The 16,869-nt window shown below is 58.3% G+C and carries 18 protein-coding genes; 7 read left to right on the forward strand and 11 right to left on the reverse strand.

Going from position 1 to position 16,869, the window contains the following annotated elements:
* Positions 1-153 precede the first annotated feature (153 nt).
* From GS620_RS05420 to GS620_RS05445, 6 genes are all read right to left on the reverse strand, one after another.
* Positions 154-1,557 (reverse strand): FAD-binding oxidoreductase, encoded by a 1,404-nt coding sequence (locus GS620_RS05420; protein ID WP_171614513.1) that lies wholly within the window; start codon positions 1,555-1,557, stop codon positions 154-156.
* Between the two features lie 37 nt (positions 1,558-1,594).
* Positions 1,595-1,981, reverse strand: coding sequence for a nuclear transport factor 2 family protein (locus GS620_RS05425; RefSeq protein ID WP_216597832.1), 387 nt, complete (start codon positions 1,979-1,981; stop codon positions 1,595-1,597).
* 26 nt (positions 1,982-2,007) lie between these two features.
* Complete coding sequence (locus GS620_RS05430) at positions 2,008-2,502, reverse strand: universal stress protein (RefSeq protein WP_152460448.1); 495 nt, start codon at positions 2,500-2,502, stop codon at positions 2,008-2,010.
* Positions 2,503-2,519: 17 nt separating this feature from the next.
* On the reverse strand, positions 2,520-3,860 hold the full coding sequence (locus GS620_RS05435) for a TRAP transporter large permease (protein WP_171614514.1): 1,341 nt from the start codon (positions 3,858-3,860) through the stop codon (positions 2,520-2,522).
* Positions 3,861-3,877: 17 nt separating this feature from the next.
* Positions 3,878-4,414 (reverse strand): TRAP transporter small permease, encoded by a 537-nt coding sequence (locus tag GS620_RS05440; protein ID WP_152460450.1) that lies wholly within the window; start codon positions 4,412-4,414, stop codon positions 3,878-3,880.
* Between the two features lie 67 nt (positions 4,415-4,481).
* Entirely contained in the window at positions 4,482-5,498 is a 1,017-nt protein-coding gene (locus GS620_RS05445; RefSeq protein ID WP_171614515.1) for a TRAP transporter substrate-binding protein, read from the reverse strand.
* A gap of 157 nt (positions 5,499-5,655) precedes the next feature.
* On the opposite strand from GS620_RS05445, the gene GS620_RS05450 reads away from it, so the two are divergent.
* Positions 5,656-6,582 carry a LysR family transcriptional regulator gene (locus GS620_RS05450; protein ID WP_152460452.1) on the forward strand — a complete coding sequence of 309 codons (927 nt, stop codon included), beginning with the start codon at positions 5,656-5,658 and terminating at the stop codon, positions 6,580-6,582.
* Between the two features lie 80 nt (positions 6,583-6,662).
* Here the strand turns inward: GS620_RS05450 and GS620_RS05455 are convergent, their stop codons facing one another.
* The gene (locus GS620_RS05455; protein ID WP_171614517.1) at positions 6,663-7,007 is read right to left on the reverse strand and encodes a Rid family hydrolase; all 345 of its coding nucleotides are present in this window, start codon (positions 7,005-7,007) and stop codon (positions 6,663-6,665) included.
* Between the two features lie 423 nt (positions 7,008-7,430).
* On the opposite strand from GS620_RS05455, the gene GS620_RS05460 reads away from it, so the two are divergent.
* A complete protein-coding gene (locus tag GS620_RS05460; protein ID WP_171229471.1) occupies positions 7,431-7,643 on the forward strand; it encodes a hypothetical protein in 213 nt (70 codons plus the stop codon).
* A 132-nt stretch (positions 7,644-7,775) separates the two neighbouring features.
* Here the strand turns inward: GS620_RS05460 and GS620_RS05465 are convergent, their stop codons facing one another.
* Complete coding sequence (locus tag GS620_RS05465; RefSeq protein WP_171614519.1) at positions 7,776-8,237, reverse strand: Lrp/AsnC family transcriptional regulator; 462 nt, start codon at positions 8,235-8,237, stop codon at positions 7,776-7,778.
* 109 nt (positions 8,238-8,346) lie between these two features.
* Between GS620_RS05465 and GS620_RS05470 the strand changes: the two genes are divergently transcribed.
* From GS620_RS05470 to GS620_RS05480, 3 genes are all read left to right on the forward strand, one after another.
* A complete protein-coding gene (locus GS620_RS05470; RefSeq protein ID WP_171614522.1) occupies positions 8,347-9,489 on the forward strand; it encodes an amidohydrolase in 1,143 nt (380 codons plus the stop codon).
* Positions 9,490-9,503: 14 nt separating this feature from the next.
* Positions 9,504-10,676, forward strand: a complete 1,173-nt coding sequence (locus tag GS620_RS05475; RefSeq protein WP_171614524.1) for a diaminopropionate ammonia-lyase — start codon at positions 9,504-9,506, stop codon at positions 10,674-10,676.
* Between the two features lie 141 nt (positions 10,677-10,817).
* Positions 10,818-12,086 carry an MFS transporter gene (locus GS620_RS05480; RefSeq protein WP_171169859.1) on the forward strand — a complete coding sequence of 423 codons (1,269 nt, stop codon included), beginning with the start codon at positions 10,818-10,820 and terminating at the stop codon, positions 12,084-12,086.
* Between the two features lie 48 nt (positions 12,087-12,134).
* Here GS620_RS05480 and GS620_RS05485 read toward each other — a convergent pair whose 3' ends face one another.
* From GS620_RS05485 to GS620_RS05495, 3 genes are read right to left on the reverse strand one after another with little or no spacing between them, the layout of a single operon-like run.
* Positions 12,135-13,052, reverse strand: a complete 918-nt coding sequence (locus tag GS620_RS05485; RefSeq protein ID WP_171614525.1) for a U32 family peptidase — start codon at positions 13,050-13,052, stop codon at positions 12,135-12,137.
* Between the two features lie 4 nt (positions 13,053-13,056).
* Positions 13,057-14,034 (reverse strand): peptidase U32 family protein, encoded by a 978-nt coding sequence (locus tag GS620_RS05490; protein WP_171615258.1) that lies wholly within the window; start codon positions 14,032-14,034, stop codon positions 13,057-13,059.
* Entirely contained in the window at positions 14,034-14,576 is a 543-nt protein-coding gene (locus tag GS620_RS05495) for an SCP2 domain-containing protein (protein WP_371809773.1), read from the reverse strand. The genes GS620_RS05490 and GS620_RS05495 overlap by 1 nt, the downstream gene beginning before the upstream one ends.
* 137 nt (positions 14,577-14,713) lie before the next feature.
* Here GS620_RS05495 and GS620_RS05500 point away from each other — a divergent pair, with 137 nt between their 5' ends.
* Both GS620_RS05500 and GS620_RS05505 read left to right on the forward strand, forming a co-directional pair.
* The gene (locus GS620_RS05500) at positions 14,714-16,222 is read left to right on the forward strand and encodes a UbiD family decarboxylase (RefSeq protein WP_171615260.1); all 1,509 of its coding nucleotides are present in this window, start codon (positions 14,714-14,716) and stop codon (positions 16,220-16,222) included.
* Positions 16,219-16,836, forward strand: a complete 618-nt coding sequence (locus GS620_RS05505) for a UbiX family flavin prenyltransferase (protein WP_171614528.1) — start codon at positions 16,219-16,221, stop codon at positions 16,834-16,836. The genes GS620_RS05500 and GS620_RS05505 overlap by 4 nt, the downstream gene beginning before the upstream one ends.
* The last annotated feature ends 33 nt before the right edge of the window (positions 16,837-16,869 follow it).

The raw sequence follows: 16,869 nt of genomic DNA on the forward strand, positions 1-16,869 counted from the left end.
GGAACAAGTCCGAGATCGGCATCATCGCAGATCCAATGATCCCGAACGCATGCTCAATCCCGTGCATCTGCAAAACCTTAACAAACGCCTCTTCCGTCGTCATCTTCATCTGAGTTCTTCCTTGTCTTTTCAGGGCGCCGAAGCCCCTGTGAGTTACAGTATTTCGTCTTTGAGGTAGTAGCCGACATACGCCATACGCTGTCCCAGTCGACGGAAAGGCGTCAGGATGCCGTGGCTCGGCAATGGGGAGGTGAAGATCGGCAGTTCAAACGCCTTGTCCTTTTTGCCGGCAACCAACTGCGCCATGCGTCGTCCGGCCTGGGCCGAGTACATGACGCCATTGCCGCCGTAGCCCATGGCATAGAACACGTTCTGATCTGGATCGGGCCGAAAAATGCGCGGCATCATGTCGTGGCTGACATCAACCCAGCCCCACCAGGAGTAGTCGAGGTTGATATCCTCGAGCGCCGGGAACTTGCGGGCAAGTCCCTTTTTCAGCAAGTCCAGATGTTTGCCGTTCTCGGCATCACGCCCTGTTACGGCGCTGCGGCTGCCGATCTGCATCCGATTGTCCGGCAACAGGCGGTAATAGTGGCGCAGCGTGCGCGTGTCGGTCAGGGGGGATCTGGTCTGAATACCGCATTCGTCCAACTCGGCCCGGGTCAGAGGCCGTGTCACCATCGAATTTGACAGGATCGGCATCAAGCGGTGCCTGGTGCGGTTGTTGAGCCCCGGGGGTGTATAACCGGCCGTTGCCAAGGCCACCGATTTCGCGCGCACAATACCGCCCGGCGTACGCAGATGATGCACTCTGTCCTTGGTTTGCCACCCCATGACCGGGCTGCCGGTATGGATTTTCACACCCAGCCTGCGCGCCATGTTGACATAGCCAAAAGCCAGCTTGCCGGCGTGGATACACGTTCCGTCCGGCTCCCACATCGCGCCTACGGCTTCCATGTCGCGCACGTGGTTTTCATGAAGTTCGTCCCGGGAAATGATACGCGAGCCGTAGCCGAACACGTCGTTCAGCAGCTTGCACTCTTTCTTGAGCGACGGCATGACCTTTTCACGGTGCGCGATATAGTAATGGCCACCCGGCTGCGGTTCGCAGTCGATGTCATCCGACGCGATGAGATCGTTGAACAACTCGAAAGCTTCGGTGACTTCGGCGTGCATGCCCTTGGCCACATCCGTGCCCCAGCGCTGAATCCATTGCGACCGTTTAAGCCGCCCGGATGAGATCTGGGCCTGCCCGCCATTGCGCGTCGAGCATCCCCAGGCCACGGTATTCGCTTCAAGAACAACCGCCTGGATTCCGTGTTCCTTGGCAAGGTGAATGGCGGTGGACAGGCCGGTATAACCCGACCCGATCACCACCACATCCGCATCCATATCGCTGGACACCGGACCATCATCGGCCGGGGGCGTACCGGCCGTTCCGATCCAGTATGTGGGCGCGTGGTCGCGATTGTGACCGGGACCCGCATCGATGATGGGGTCATATTTCGGGTCATAGCTGGCCTTGGGCCAATGACGCGGGATGCTGTTGTCCACCATTCTTGTTTTTCTCCGAAGCTGCGCACAGTGCGGCGGATCAGGCCTTGAACATGGGGCGCGTTTTGCGAAGCGCCTGTTTTACGACGATTTTCCCGTCACGCAGAGTGAACAGATCCGCACCTTCCGCTTCGATCCGCATGCCGTCTGCATCGGTTCCCGAAAACGTCCATTCCGATACGGCGCGATCACCGTGGACAAAGTGGCCGTGGTGATCCCAATGGGCGTCCTTCATGCCTGCCCAGACGCCTGAAAACGCGGCGGCGATAGCCTCTGCTCCTTCAATCTTGTTGCCGTATTTCTCGTCACCGGCCACGGTGTAGAACACGCAGTCGTCGGCGAAGTGGGTCATCACGCCGTCGATGTCGTGGCGGTTGAACGCGTCGAACGTGTCCGCCAGGTCCTGCGCGGTCAGGGTCTCGCTCATTTTGTACTTCCTTGTCAGTGGGGTTGTTACGTTTCGTCCGGGTTCGGAACGATCAGTGTCGGTATCTTGGAGCGCCGCAAAACACGCTTTGCGACGGTGCCCAGAAACGTATGCGAAAAGCCGTGATCATGCGCGCCCAGCACGATCAGATCACAGCCCAGTTCGACCGAGCGGCGCAGGATCACTTCGGCCGGGTGGCCATCTGTGACCTCGACCGAAGTGACCTGATCGCGAATTCTCTCATCGTCACCATCGAACTGAGCCCAGAACTTGGCTTGCCGTTCGGCCAGAACCTTGCGCACCATCTCGTGACGGCGCGCAGCGGCGGTTTTGCGGGTCTCTTCATTCAGGATGAAGATCTCCATCGTGATCTTGGCATCGTCCGACAGTGGCTCATTCACATGCAGCACGTGAATTTCAGCCCCCGTGGCCTGCGCGATGCTGGCGGCATGGCGCATGGCGTGACCCGAGTTTTCGGACAGGTCAGTGGCAAAGAGGATGTTTGTGACCAGTTGTTTCATGTCGTCATCCTTTCGGGTCAGTAGCCGAACAGCCGTGGAAGCCACAGCGACAGTTCAGGGAAGAAGGCGATGATGAAGATCGCCACCGTGTTGGCTGCGGCAAAAGGCAGAGCGCGCAACGAGATCTGTTCGATGGTGATGTTCGAGATACCCGACGCGATGAACAGGTTTTCGCCCAGCGGCGGCGTCTGGAAACCGATACCCAGCGTGCAGACCATCACCACGCCAAAGTGGATCGGGTCGATACCCACCGAATAGGCCACCGGCAGCATCACCGGAACCAGGATCAGGATGGTGGCCAGCGTCTCCATGAACATGCCGACGAACAGCAGGAAGAAGATGATCAGCGCCCAGATGACATAGAGGTTGTCCGTGAAGCTGAGCATCGAATCCGCGATGATCGCCGGGATCTGGTTTTCCACCAGCAGTCGGCCAAACACCGTCGCGGTGAACAGGATCAGCAGAACACGCCCAGTCAGCCATGTGGTGGCCTCGAGCGACTGGAACAGCGACTGCCAGGTCAGTTCGCGGTAGATAACCACGCCCACGAACAGGGTGTAGAAGATTGCTACGATTGCCGCCTCGGTCGGGGTGAAGAACCCGGTATAGATACCGCCCAGGATCACCAGCGGCGCCATCAGCGACCAGAATCCGCGATACATTTCGCAACCCACGTGACGGATCGACCAACCTTCGGAAACGCCTTTGTAGCCGCGCTTTTTCGACATGAAGAAGTTCAGGATCAGCAGGCTGGTAGCGATCAGGAAGGCCGGGACGAATCCGGCGATGAACAGTTTCGAGATCGAAACCGACTGGAAGGAACCGAACTTTTCCACCGCTTCCGGCGGCGGCGCCATACCGAGCGCGGCAATGCCGAAGATCACCATCGGGATAGAGGGAGGAATGATAATCCCAAGGCCGCCAGAGGACGCAGTGATCGCCGAGGCATAGCCGCGCTCATAGCCGCGGTCGATCATCGCAGGGATCATCAGCATCCCAACGGCCGCGGTTGTTGCCGGGCCCGAGCCCGAAATGGCGCCGAAGAAAAGACATGCCATGACCGTCGCAGCCGAAATACCGCCGGTGAAAGGACCGGCCAGGCTTTCAGCAACATTGATCAGGCGTTTCGAGATACCGGCGGCCTCCATCAGGGCCCCGGCAAGAATGAAGGCAGGCAACGCCATCAGGGGGAAAGCACCCACCGAGGTAAAGGCGATTTGCACGAATTTGATCGGGTTCTCGTCCAGGTAGAGGAATGAGACCAGCGACGCCACACCCAGCGCCACCGTGATCGGCGCGCCAATGAGCAGCAGAAACAGGAAAGACCCAAACAGGATTGTGACAATTTCGGATTCCATGGTTTATCCCCCTGCCCTTAGGATTTCTTTGCTGCTTCAGTCGCAGCTTTGATTTCGTCGAGGTCGATCTGATCAGGATCGTGAATATCCTCGCCCTTGATAAGGCGGCGGTAATTCACCTGAATGATGCGGACGGTCATCAGCGCAAACGCGATGGGCAGCACCATGTAGATGTACTTCATCTCGATACCCAGAGTCTGGGACTTCCAGAATTTGTTCATCTTGTTGAAGACAAAATCTGTCGCCAGATACAGGAAGTAGACATTGAAGAAGAGCCAGAAGAGATCGGCGAAGGCTTCGATGTATTTGATCGAGCCATCGGGCAGGAACTTGAACTGGAATGTCACGCGGTTATGCGCACCTTTCAGAGCGGCGTAACTTGCGCCGAAATAGACGAACCAGACGAACATGTAGACCGAAAGCTCCTCGATCCAGCTGATCGAAAAGCCGAAGACTTCGCGCGCGATGATCTGCACGAACAAAAGGCAGACGAAGCCGGATAAGAGGATCCGGCAGATGACACTTTCTATGTTGTCCAGAAATTTCCAGAACATGTGGTTTCACTCCTCCCTGAAACGAGAAGAGCGCCGCAGCGCTCTTCCCGGTATCGCCGTGCGACGATTATTGCTGGACCGGCTCGCGGCCGATGGCTTCGAGAACTGCATTCAGTTTCTCGACACCACCAATGGACTCGTAGAATTGCGGCCATACAGCTTCGGTCGCCAGTTGGATGAACTCGGCTTCGTCGTTCTCGGGGTCAATGATTTCCATACCCTTGGCCGTCAGCTCTTCCTTGATGGCTGCCTCCGAGTCCCGCAGGAACTGTGCCGAGACCTGAGTGGCTTCCTGCCCTGCTTCCAGGATCATTTGCTGTTCCTCTTCGGACAGGTCCTGGAACACGGCTTCCGAGATGATCAGCGGTTCGATCGAGAAGATGTAACGCAGGTTGGTGACGTGGTCCTGAACCTCGTAGAACTTCATCGCATTGATCGTCAGGTAAGGGTTGTCCTGACCGTCAACCACTTTGGTCTGCAGGCCGGTGAAGGTTTCCGACCAGGCCATCGGGGTCGGGTTGATGCCCCATGCCTTGTAGGTTTCGATCATGATTTCGTTTTTGGGAACGCGAATGATCAGGTCCTGCAAATCCGCAACCGATTTGACCGGCTTCTTCGAGTTCGTCAGACGGCGGAAACCGGTATACGTCCAGCCGATGATGCGGACGCCGGCATCACGGATGGTGTTTTCGATCAGTTCCTGACCGATTGGACCCTGGGTCAGTTTTTCGGCATTTTCCAGGCTGAGAATAACATAGGGCAGAGTGAAAACCCCGACCGAGGGCGAGAATGGCGTGATGTTGTTGATTGCCAGCAGTGACATGTCCAGCGTGCCGATGGCGGCCTCGTTCACGGTGTCCTGCTCGGAACCGAGCTGACCGTTCAGGAACAGAGTCGCGGTGTGCTCACCACCTGATTTTTCTTCGAGCGCTTTCACGAAAGCGAGCCCCAGCGCCTCTTGTGCGCTGCCGGCGCTGTCGCCGACAGCGATCTTGAAATTCTTCGCCTCGGCCGTGCCTGCAACCATCAGTGCGGCAACGGAAACGGCTGCGCTGAAAGTGCCAAGCTTTTTGATAAATGACATGGATTTCCTCCCATTTGTCGTGTTTCGAGGTGCGCGCTGACCTGGGGAGAAATAGGCCAGTCCGATTCTACCTCGGCGACACGAAGCTAACTTGCCAAAATGGTTTCGTCGTTGTTAATATTTGCGCGAAAGGTTTCATTAATCTCAAACATACGATATGAGTCAGAACAAACTTGATACCCGGATTGGCGACACGGATATCCGTCTGCTGCGCGTGTTCAAAACCGTCGCAGAAAGTGGTGGTATCACGGCCGCCGAGATCGAGCTGAACATCGGAAAATCGACGATCTCGAAACACTTGTCTGATCTGGAACTGAGGCTTGGCCTGAAGCTGTGCAACCGGGGGCCGTCAGGGTTTTCACTGACGGAAGACGGCGAGAAGGTGCTGGCCGCTGCGGAAGACCTGCTTATTTCCGTTGCGCAATTCAGAACCGAGGTCAACGAAGTCAAACAACAACTGGCCGGCAGTATTCGCGTGGCTTTGTTCGATCAATGTACAACCAACCCCGAAGCCCAACTTGCCCGCACCATTCACAAGTTCAATGAGGCTGCACCGGCGGTTCACATTGAGTTGTCGCTGGAACCCCCCAACGTGATTGAGACAATGGTCATCACCGGGCATCTGGATGTCGGCATCATCGCTTTGCACCGACCATCGGCAAGCCTGGATTACACACCGCTCTACGGGGAAAACATGTTCTTGTACTGTGGGCAGGAACACCCCCTGTTTGACCGGTCGGATCCAGAATTGAAGCTGAGTGTTCTTCGCAAGTTCAACTATGCCGGCCTGAACGTGAACTCTCCGAATCTCATCGTTGGTCAACAACTGGGGTTTCGACGTGCGGCCAAAGTTCAGAATGAACAAGCCCTTGTCATTCTGATACTGTCAGGTCGCTACCTTGGGTTTCTTCCCGATCATCTGGCGCAGGAATTTGTCGAACAAGGGCTTATGAAACAGGTCCTGCCCAAAGAGATCAAATACAGAACCCGTTTCGCGGCCGTGGCCAGAAAACAACCTGCGCCAACACGCGTGGCCAAGCTGTTTCTGGAAACTCTGGTAAAGGTACATTCTCAGGTACAATAGGAACGCGGACAGCGCGTCTTGTTTCCCAGGCCCAAACCCGCCCGTACCTGAAATCAGTGCATGGCGCGCGGCCGGGCGGATCAATCGCAGGCTGCGGTAACGATCATCTCGACCTTCAGAACATCACGGGCCAGTTTCGCCTCGCCACAGGCACGGGCCGGGGCGTGGCCCTCTGGCACCCAGGCATCCCAGACCGCGTTCATTTCGGCAAAGTCGGCCATGTCCGACAACCAGATCACACATTGCAGGATGCGCGTCTTGTCGCTGCCGGCCTTGGCCAGAAGGCCCTCGATCTTGGCAAGGATGTCACGGGTTTGATCCGCAACAGTTGCGGCATCGGAAACCTGACCGCACAAATAGGCGGTTCCGTTATGTTTGACGATGCGGCTCATGCGTTTGCCGGTCTCGATCCGAGTAATGGTCACGACTGCTGTCTCCTGTCACGATGGGTATGTTCCGGTTGGGCGATAGAGCGAAACGACGCCAACCGCCAGCCCGGACCTTTAATCATCGAATAATTGCCAGCCTGCTGCGCGGGGGCTTTCAACCTAATAGCACGCTAATGTCCGGTGCTCGGAGACGTGATAAGCGGTTGCCAGCGCCTTGCGGATAGGACGTTTTCACCGGTGCTTTTTTTCCTGTCTTGCACTCTTCGGCCAACGCATTTGGTGAAACATCGCGGCCCTGGTTCACAAGGCGTTTTACGGAGATTTCCCATTCTGCTTTCAATCGGCTAAGAGCTCCTCCGCTCGCCCCTATATCGGAGCGCCATATGCCACCCGACACTGCCGAAACGCTGCTTTTTTGCATGCCCGATGCAGGACAGCGAAGTTGGTCGGCTGACGTAAATGGTTTCAAAAAAGGACGGGTGGTCATGCGATGTGCTGCTGCAACCCAATCAGCTGAAACATCTGACGCAGAAGAACAGGATCTGGACCTATTCCGAACAACGGGCAACGGCCACCGAGTTTCATTTGATCTCGCGCCTGAAGGCATGGTCAGGAGAGGAGTTGATCTTTGAGGAAGAGAAAGCGCATGTCATTCCGCGCAATGGAATGTAGGTGAAAACACGGTGGGACAATTGCGTTGAAACCCTTGACGGGACTTGCCTTTGCGGTTCCGTCGATTAAACCAAATGGTCGAGGCATAGGACGAACACGTCTCGTCGGGTTCGGCACTGCACCATGTTTCGGTCAGAACCCCAAAGCGCTGCCGGATTTGATGGTATCCATTGAAACGAAGGTTTTGAACTTTCGGATATTTCCGTTTTCAAAGAACATCCGGCGGGTGAAATCTTCGTAGACCGCCATGCTTTCGACGACCACGACAATCATGAAATCAACCTCTCCGGTCACGTAAAAGCATTGCTGGACTTCCGGAGCATTCAGCAGGGTTTTCTTGACGGCATCAATCTCGTCCGGGGTTTCGCTGACCAGTTCAAGTTCAACGAAGATGGTAAGCTGAAGACCAACGGCCGCCGGGTCAACGACGGCCACATTGGCTCGTATCACGCCCTCGGCCTCCATCCGGCGGATACGGCGCTGCACCGAGGGTGCGGACAGGTTTACCGCCTCGCCAATCTTGTGCTGCGTGGTTCTGTTGTCTTGTTGCAAAATCCGCAGGATCGCGCGGTCAAAGTCATCCAATTGCGTCATGTGAAAGAAACTTGCATGGCTTGCCACCAACTAGAGCCCTTTTTTCAGGTCTCTTGCAATAAACTTGTTTCGCACATTTGAAGCAACACGTCGAAGGGGAAGTTTTGCCGTGACAGCATTGACAGAACGCCTGCGTGCGTTGCGCCACGAGTTTCATCGCAACCCCGAGCTTGGATTTCAGGAAGTTCGGACCAAAGCCCGGATTGCCGAGCATCTGCGCAACCTGGGCATCGAGGTGTTTGAAGGGGTCGGTGTCGTGGGCGTGTTGAAGGCGGGCAACGGCAATCGCGCCATCGGGCTGCGCGCGGATTTCGACGCGCTGCCGATCACCGAGGTCAACACGTTTGCGCACACGTCGCAGAACGAAGGTGTCATGCATGCCTGTGGCCATGATGGCCACACGGTGATGCTGCTTGGGGCCGCCGAATTGCTGGCCAAGGATCCGGCGTTTGACGGCACGGTTGTCTTCCTGTTCCAGCCCAACGAAGAGCATGGGCTTGGGGCAAGGGCGATGATCGATGAAGGGGTTTTGCAGACCTTCCCGATTGAAGAGGTTTACGGCGCGCACAATCTTCCGGGCGAGCCTGTCGGGCGGGTTTCCACCCGCGCTGGTGTCATCTGTTGCAGTGAAAGTCTGTTCGAGATCACGATTACCGGTCAGGGCGGTCATGCCTCGATGCCCCATGTCGGGCGCGAAACGATCACGCCTGCCGCGGAACTGGTATTGGCCCTGCAAACCATCGTTTCACGCAAGCTTGCACCTTCTTCCGGCGCCGTGGTGTCAGTGACCGAGTTGATCACCGACGGACAGCGCAATGTGCTTCCGGGGCGCACTGTTCTGAAAGGGGACGCGCGGGCCATGTCACCGGCAGATCGCAGGCTGATCGAGCGCAATATGCGCCAGATCGCAACCGGTGTGGCCGAAAGCCATGGCGTCGAGGTGAGCGTGGATTTCCGTACCGAATTCATCGAGGCAAACAATGATGCCGATGCCGCATCGCATGTCGTTGCAGCGGCTTCGGCCATGGGTCTTGAGGTGGACGGAGACCGCCCTGCCATGTCTTTTTCTGAAGATTTTGCCGAATTTGCTGCCGTTGTGCCCGGGTGTTTACTGCTTATCGGCAACGGGACCGAAGGATCAAATGGCCAACCGCTGCACTCGGCTGATTACGATTTCAACGACGAACTGCTCCCGCTGGGTGCAGAATTCTGGGCAGAGCTGGTGCGGCAGCGCCTGCCACTGAAACCCTGACAGGACACACGACCATGACGGAAAACATCGCCCATCAGGCAGGCAGGCCGAGCTTCGGCCCCGCTGCCGAAACCGTTTTGCCACGACGGGATTTCGATCGCGCAGCAAGGGAAATCACCCAATGGGAGGGGTATGCGCCCACGCCGTTGCATTCCTTGCCCGCGTTGGCAGCCGAGATCGGCGTCGCGGAGGTCCACTACAAGGATGAAGGTCCCCGGTTTGGGCTTGGCAGTTTCAAGGCATTGGGGGGGGCCTTTGCCGCCTTGCGTGTTCTGCAACGTGAAATATCGCGCCGCACCGGTCAGGATGTGTCATTGGAAGATATCCGTACTGGCCGCTGCGCCGACATGGTTGCCAGTATCACGCTTGTTTCGGCGACCGATGGCAACCACGGTCGATCTCTCGCGTGGGGGTGCAAGCGGTTCGGCGCGCCTTGCCGGATCTACATTCACGCCGAGGTCAGTGAAGGCCGCGCGCAGGCCATGTGCGATCTGGGGGCCGACGTCGTGCGCATCGATGGAGACTATGACGCCTCGGTGGATCAGTGTCGGCGGGAAGCCGACGAGAACGGCTGGTTCGTGGTTTCGGACACATCCTGGCCAGGCTACACCGACCCGCCGCGCGACGTGATGTCGGGCTATGGCGTCATGGTCAAGGAAGTCGTGAATGCAATGGACGCGGCACCGACGCATGTCTTCCTGCAAGGTGGAGTTGGAGGGCTTGCCGCGGCAGTTGCGGCAGCTTTGCGTCAGGCCTGGGGTGATGCCGCGCCGCGCGTCGTGGTCGTGGAACCGCATCTGGCGGCGTGTTTGTTCGAAAGCGCAAGGCAGGGGCAAGCCGCGTCCGTAGATATCGATGAAGAGACCATCATGGCGGGTTTGTCCTGCGGGGTGCCGTCTCCGATGGCGTGGGAGGTTTTGCACAGCGAAGCCTCGGACTTTCTGACAATCGACGATCAGCTGATACCGCCCACCGTCCGTCGTCTGGCGCGTCCGCATGGCAGTGATCCGGCGATCGAAGCCGGAGAGAGCGGCGTTGCCGGATTGGCTGCATTGATCGAAGCAGCCAACAACCCCGAGCTTTTCCAGAAGCTTGGATTGACGCCGCAGTCTCGGGTTTTGACGATCGGTTCCGAGGGCGTGACGGATCCCGATATCTATGCCCGGATCATGCAAGGCGACGTGTAGCTCAGCCCAAAGCCCAGTTGCAGTGGGCCCTGGGACGGTTGAATCCGACATGGTGGCCTGCGACGGAGAAGTTCCATCAAACGACATCCCGATGTCGTAGGAGTTGTATACAGGCCAGACCCGCATCAGTAGCGGTTGGCTATGATACGCGCGTTAAACGAAAACTGGGCACTGTTCCTGGGGATGTTCATGCTGATGGTTGCCAACGGTCTGTTGGCGACGTTGCTGACAATCCGGGGGGCCAGTCTGGGCTTTAGTGACTTCACGATTTCCGTCATGCAGGCAAGCTATCCCTTGGGCGCGCTTGCGGGGACGGCACTTGCCCCGAGGCTGGTCGAAAATGTCGGGCATATTCGGGCATTTTCGGCCCTCGCCTCGCTGGTTTCGATTGCGGCCATCGTGCATCTGCTGACCAGCGACGCGATCAGCTGGAGCGTGATGCGTCTGTTGGGCGGGTTTTGTTACCCGGGGCTTTACGTCATCACCGAAAGCTGGCTGAACGCGAAATCCGAGAACAACATGCGCGCTCAGGTTCTGTCGCTATACTTCATTATACAGCTTGCCGGCCCGGCGCTTGGCACCGCCATAGTCGGCTTTCCCGACCCTACCGGGAACCTGCTGTTCGGGCTTGTTTCCATCCTGATTTCGCTTTCGATCGTGCCGCTTCTTCTGTCGGGCAACAAGGCGCCGGAGTATGCCGCGCCGGAACGCATGTCGGTTCCCGTGCTCTACAAGGTTTCGCCCATCGCAGTCATCGGAATCGTTCTGGTTAGCATCGGTGTCGCCGCGTCCTATATCTCGTTGCCGCTTTATGCGTTGCAAAACGGCTTTACGACGGCGCAGGCGTCAGGGGCGCTGGTGGCGGCGCTGATCGCCGGTGCGGTGGTGCAATACCCCGTCGGCTGGCTGTCTGATCACACCGACAGACGCTATGTCGTCATCGGGCTGGGAGTCGTTACGACCCTGTCCAGTCTTTGGATGGCCATCGATACGTCTCCGTCTCATATCGTCTATGGTTTTGTACTGATCGCAATCGGGCTGTATCCCGCGTATTCGATCCTGACGGCGCATGCCAATGATCAGCTCAAGCTGTCTCAGATCGTTCCCGCCAGTGGCACGATGGTGCTGCTGCTGAATGTCGGCCTGCTGGTGGGAACCATGCTGGGGCCGAACTCTATCTCATTGTTCGGCGGGCGCGGTCTTCCGTTTCTTCTGGCGGCTATCGGTATTGCGGTCGCCCTTTTCGCATTGATCCGGCGCGTTCAGGTGGCCGCGCCCACCGACACCGGCGATGTGCAGGTTGTGGGGATTATCGGCACCGGGCAACCCGGGGTCTTGCAGGCCGAAACCTGGGTTCAAGAGGAAGAATCCCGGACAAACCCGGACTCATCCCAAGGGTTCAAAGCATAGGCTTTTTCATTCGTGTCCGGCGCGACGGACGTCGTGCCGATGCCGCGATCAAACCGAGATCGAAGCCGCCTTTGAAGCACCGGACCATTCTGCACCGCAGGACCCCGTCAGAAATCCGTCGCTCAACCGAATATCAGGATCAGCGCCACGCAGGGCGCGCTCCACTTCTCCTTGGGGAAGATCACCGTCGATACGTTTTCGATACAGTTCGCACAGCTGACGGAATCCGCCAGATTGCGGCGACAGACGCAACGCCGAGATGCCAGCCTGTTTCAGAAGGTCGATCTGATGATCCGTACAGGCATGGCTGTCTGACAGGGTCTGCACACCGTTCATGGCCATAAAGGGCTTGCCGTCGCCGGTCAGAACGTCCAACCCGTCCGGATCGTCTTCGCAGGCAAACTGGCAATTGTCCTTGCTGCGCCCATGCAATCGCGCGTGGTAACAGCGCCCGGAAATAGCCAGTGGCAACCTGCCATGCCCCCATATTTCGATCGCGACGCCCAAGTCCGAGGCAGCTTGCGCCAGCGTTTTGACCGAAGCGATGGGCAATTCCGGCGGAAGACAAACCCGGCGCGCACCCCGAGCAGCCAACCATCTCAAAGTGCCTTCGTTGTAGACATTTACCAACGGGCCAACGGCAAACGTGCAGGTGCCGGGCAAATGTGCCAGCGCGGTCAGATCGTTGATCTCGACCATGACGCCCATTTCTGCAAGCTCAGCGGTGAGTTTGCGCTCGCGTTTCAGGGTCACAAGGGCCAGGCTTGTCAGCGCAACCTCTTTGCCCGCCTCCACCAGCCGGGAAATCGCCGCGGGGATACGATCCTGGTAAAACGGCAAGCGCTTGGAACAGACCAGTTCCCCAAGCACGACGCGGTCGACGGGCGATCGGGCCAGATCATCGTAAAATGCAGCCCAGGTTTCGGCGGGCCAGAAGAACTGGTTCGGACCTACTGTCAGTTCCATCGGATCACCTCCACGTCTTTTTGTAAGCGCCGGTCGTCATGGCCTGCCCTTCCGACAATCGCGCAAGCATACCTTCGGGCATCGGCTGGCCTGACTCCAGTGCATCGACCGCAGCGCGAAAATTCCGAACGACTTGTGCGACATAGGATTTTGACCGCTGGCGCCCTTCGATCTTCAAGGCTGTCACACCTGCCTTTTGCAATTGCGGGATCAGCCGTTCTGCGTTCAGACTGACGGGATCCTCGAACAGGTGCCCGGTTTTTTCACCTGCGGAAAAACACCCTTTGCACAAAGTCGGATACGGTGCGGGCTCATCCCGTTCGACCCGGTGGATCAGGTACCCGCCAAGGCGCGCGTTCAACGCGCCCTGTTCTTCTTGATACTGCACATGGCTGGCAGGAGAACAGACACCGTTCATGTTTGGAGACAACCCGGTAGCATAAGAGGACAGCGAGCATCGCCCCTCGGCCATGACGCAAAGACCGCCGAACACGAAGACTTCGGTTTCGACGTCGGTTTCAGAGTTGATCGCGGCAATTTCCGGCACGGACAAAACGCGCGGCAAGACCACCCGCTTCACACCGAAAGTTTCAGCATAGAAATTGATCACGTCAGCATTGGCCGCCGCGGCCTGCACGGACAGATGTCTGCGCAGCTTGGGATGATGTCGCGCCGCGTAGTCCAGCAAGCCCAGATCGGCGAGAATGACAGCATCTGCACCGCAGATTTCGGCATCCGCCACGGCTTGTTTCCAGATCCCTTCGTTGCCCGCCTGCGGGAAGGTATTGATTGCAATCAACACCTTCGATCCGTGACCATGGGCAAAGGAAATTCCGGCCCGCATTTCAGCGCGGTCAAAGTTGAGCCCCGGAAAGTTCCGCGCATTGGTTTCGTCATTGAAGCCACAATAGACCGTGTGAGCCCCGGCCTTGACGGCTGCACGCAGGGCCGCGGGCGTTCCCGCCGGGCAAACGATTTCCATTACCATAGGATCGCGTCCTCGGGTCGGGTCAGGCACAGACCGGTCCGACGCTCTGCAAAGGCGATGATCTGCTTCAGCGGGCGTGCAAGCGGGCCGGAAAGGGCTGCGGCCTCGTGCGCGAGGTCCAGCTCTGCGTCGTCAATTGCGTTGCGCAGCGCCAGTGCCGCGGCTGTGTCGCCCTCGATCACCAGATCGCGCGAAAAGAACAGGGCGTCACCGTCAAACGCACCATGCACCAGCCCCAAGAGCGCGGCCAGTGGGCCGGAAATTCGCGCGGCCCCTTCCACGCGCCTTCGGCTAAGTCTTATTCTCGGTGCGCCGTCATTCGGTTCAAGCAGAAGGACAACGGGCAGATCCGTTGGATCAAGCACAAAGGCTGCCCGGCTGTATTTACCGAGCCGGTTGAGCAAGCCGGGGTGTTTCTTGGTTATTTTGCGGGAAAACGCCGTCAGTGACAGCGACAAAGGTGCAAGCGGAACAAACTGCAGGGCCGCGGCCAAAGCGGCAGGGCATCGCGGTATCGGGTTTCGGGGATCGGACAAACAGACCTCCTGCTGTCTCAACAAAGTGAACCGGTGCAGCCTTCCTAAAGCCGCACCGGCGCCCGGGACTTGACGGTTGTCAATTCGACCGGCCTCTTTCGCTGCTAGAGGGTGGGCACCACCGCCGGAGCAAACCCATTCGCACTCTGTCGCCATATCCCAGCCTTCGACATTTTCTGAAATGGTGTGAAGAAACAGGGCAGTTCAGGCGCATCGCCGAACCGGTTTCCGTGCGCCATCAAATGACCGCTGTCCACCGCGCCGTGTTAGAGGCCAATGGGCCCGTGTTGCAATTCGACACACCGACGGGCGTGCCCTCGGGGCAATGCGACATACCGGTTGTGGTCAACCTGTTCGGAACTTCGGAACGGGTCGCCGCGGGACTGGGCGTCTCTTCCGATGGGCTGGATGATCTGGGCGCTTTTCTGGCCGCGCTTCGGGCCCCGACGCCGCCGGGCGGGTTGCGGGATGCGCTGTCCCGGTGGCCTATGCTGAAGGCCGCATTGTCCACGCGGCCGAAGCAGGTCAAAACCGCCGCTGTTCAGCAGGTTTGCAACTGCGAAGCCGATGTTGATCTTTCAGCGCTGCCGATCCAGACACACTGGCCCCGGGACGCGGGGCCTCTGATCACCTGGCCTGTGGTCATCACCCGGCCCCGTAGCAGCGAACCCGACGCGGCACAGACCTACAACGCCGGCGTCTATCGCGTTCAGGTGCTGGACCGGAACCGTCTGATCATGCGCTGGTTGCCACATCGCGGCGGGGCCGCTCATCATCGCAGTTGGGCGCAGCACGGTGAAAAGACGCCGGTCGCAATCGTTCTGGGCGCGAATCCCGCGACCTTGTTGTCGGCGGCTCTGCCCCTGCCCGAAATGGTGTCTGAACTGACATTTGCCGGGGCCCTGAACCAAAACCGGCCACGATTGGTTCCGGCCAAATCCGTCCCTCTGCTCGTACCGGCAGATGCCGAGATTGTCCTGGAAGGCTGGGTGTCGCCAAGCGAGACAGCACCCGAAGGCCCGTTCGGGGATCACACCGGGTACTACAACTCCGCCGAACCGTTTCCGGTGATGCATGTCACGGCCGTGACCCATTGCGAGGCGCCGCTGTATCTGTCGACCTATACCGGTCGCCCGCCTGACGAACCTGCGATCATTGGCGAAGTGTTCAATCGCCTTGCCTTGCCGACCATTCGCGCTCAGATCCCCGAAATACACGACCTTTGGCTGCCGCCTGCCGCCTGTTCCTATCGCATTGCCATCGTCGCCATCGACAAGCGGTATCCGGGTCAGGCCCGACGTGTGATGATGGCGCTTTGGGGGATGCTGCCGCAATTCAGCTATACGAAGATGATCGTTGCGGTAGATGCCGATATCGACCCCCGAAACTGGGACGATATCGCCTGGGCGATTGCCACGCGAATGGACCCGGGCCGTGATGTGATGATCCTGGACAAGACACCCATGGATTATCTGGATTTCGCCTCACCCGAACCCGGTCTGGCCGGAAAGCTTGGCATCGACGCCACGACAAAAACAGGCAGTGAAACAGGGCGGGAATGGGGGACGGTCATGCGCACCGAAAAGGTTGATCACGCATTTGCGGAAGACCTGATAGACAGATTGATGCCAGAGCTGATAACATGACGAAAACCCGAGTAGTCTTAGGCGTGTCAGGCGCTTCCGGTGCGGTTTTGAGCCTTGCGGTCGCACGGTATCTGACATCGGCGGATATCGAAATCGACCTTGTCGTCAGCCCCGCCGCCCGTCTGACGCTTGCGCAGGAATGCGGCCCGGATGCCCTGAAGGAACTGCGGCAGTCGGCAAGCCGTCATCACGCGCCCGCCGATATCGGGGCCAGTATAGCGTCCGGTTCGGTGCCGGTATCCGGGATGATCGTCGCACCCTGTTCCATGCGCTCACTGGCTGCGATCGCGCATGGCCTGGACGACAACCTGCTGACACGCGCGGCGGGCGTGCAGCTCAAGGAACGACGCCCACTGGTACTGCTGACACGAGAAGCGCCGCTGACACTTGCTCATTTGCGCAATATGACGGCGGCCGCAGAAATGGGAGCCATCATCCTGCCCCCTGTGCCAGCCTTCTATTTGAACCCCGTCAACATAACCGAAATCGCGGATCAGATCGCAGCGCGCGCGGTTGATTGTCTGAAGGTTTGCGCACCGGCCGCAAAACAATGGCATCCCGAAACCGAGGCGGACCCTGTCGAACGATTCGAAAGCAAATTGCACATCCCATAGCCACAGATCGCGGATGAGATCTGTGGCCACGGG

It is taken from the genome of Ruegeria sp. HKCCD6428, assembly GCF_013110595.1.
Classification (GTDB): domain Bacteria; phylum Pseudomonadota; class Alphaproteobacteria; order Rhodobacterales; family Rhodobacteraceae; genus Ruegeria.

Bases quoted from the DNA above. Each gene is read 5' to 3' on its own strand.
- GS620_RS05420 (WP_171614513.1), bottom strand. From the start codon at position 1,557: ATGGTGGACAACAGCATCCCGCGTCATTGGCCCAAGGCCAGCTATGAC.
- GS620_RS05425 (WP_216597832.1), bottom strand. From the start codon at position 1,981: ATGAGCGAGACCCTGACCGCGCAGGACCTGGCGGACACGTTCGACGCG.
- GS620_RS05430 (WP_152460448.1), bottom strand. From the start codon at position 2,502: ATGAAACAACTGGTCACAAACATCCTCTTTGCCACTGACCTGTCCGAA.
- GS620_RS05435 (WP_171614514.1), bottom strand. From the start codon at position 3,860: ATGGAATCCGAAATTGTCACAATCCTGTTTGGGTCTTTCCTGTTTCTG.
- GS620_RS05440 (WP_152460450.1), bottom strand. From the start codon at position 4,414: ATGTTCTGGAAATTTCTGGACAACATAGAAAGTGTCATCTGCCGGATC.
- GS620_RS05445 (WP_171614515.1), bottom strand. From the start codon at position 5,498: ATGTCATTTATCAAAAAGCTTGGCACTTTCAGCGCAGCCGTTTCCGTT.
- GS620_RS05450 (WP_152460452.1), top strand. From the start codon at position 5,656: ATGAGTCAGAACAAACTTGATACCCGGATTGGCGACACGGATATCCGT.
- GS620_RS05460 (WP_171229471.1), top strand. From the start codon at position 7,431: ATGGTTTCAAAAAAGGACGGGTGGTCATGCGATGTGCTGCTGCAACCC.
- GS620_RS05465 (WP_171614519.1), bottom strand. From the start codon at position 8,237: ATGACGCAATTGGATGACTTTGACCGCGCGATCCTGCGGATTTTGCAA.
- GS620_RS05475 (WP_171614524.1), top strand. From the start codon at position 9,504: ATGACGGAAAACATCGCCCATCAGGCAGGCAGGCCGAGCTTCGGCCCC.
- GS620_RS05480 (WP_171169859.1), top strand. From the start codon at position 10,818: ATGATACGCGCGTTAAACGAAAACTGGGCACTGTTCCTGGGGATGTTC.
- GS620_RS05485 (WP_171614525.1), bottom strand. From the start codon at position 13,052: ATGGAACTGACAGTAGGTCCGAACCAGTTCTTCTGGCCCGCCGAAACC.
- GS620_RS05490 (WP_171615258.1), bottom strand. From the start codon at position 14,034: ATGGAAATCGTTTGCCCGGCGGGAACGCCCGCGGCCCTGCGTGCAGCC.
- GS620_RS05505 (WP_171614528.1), top strand. From the start codon at position 16,219: ATGACGAAAACCCGAGTAGTCTTAGGCGTGTCAGGCGCTTCCGGTGCG.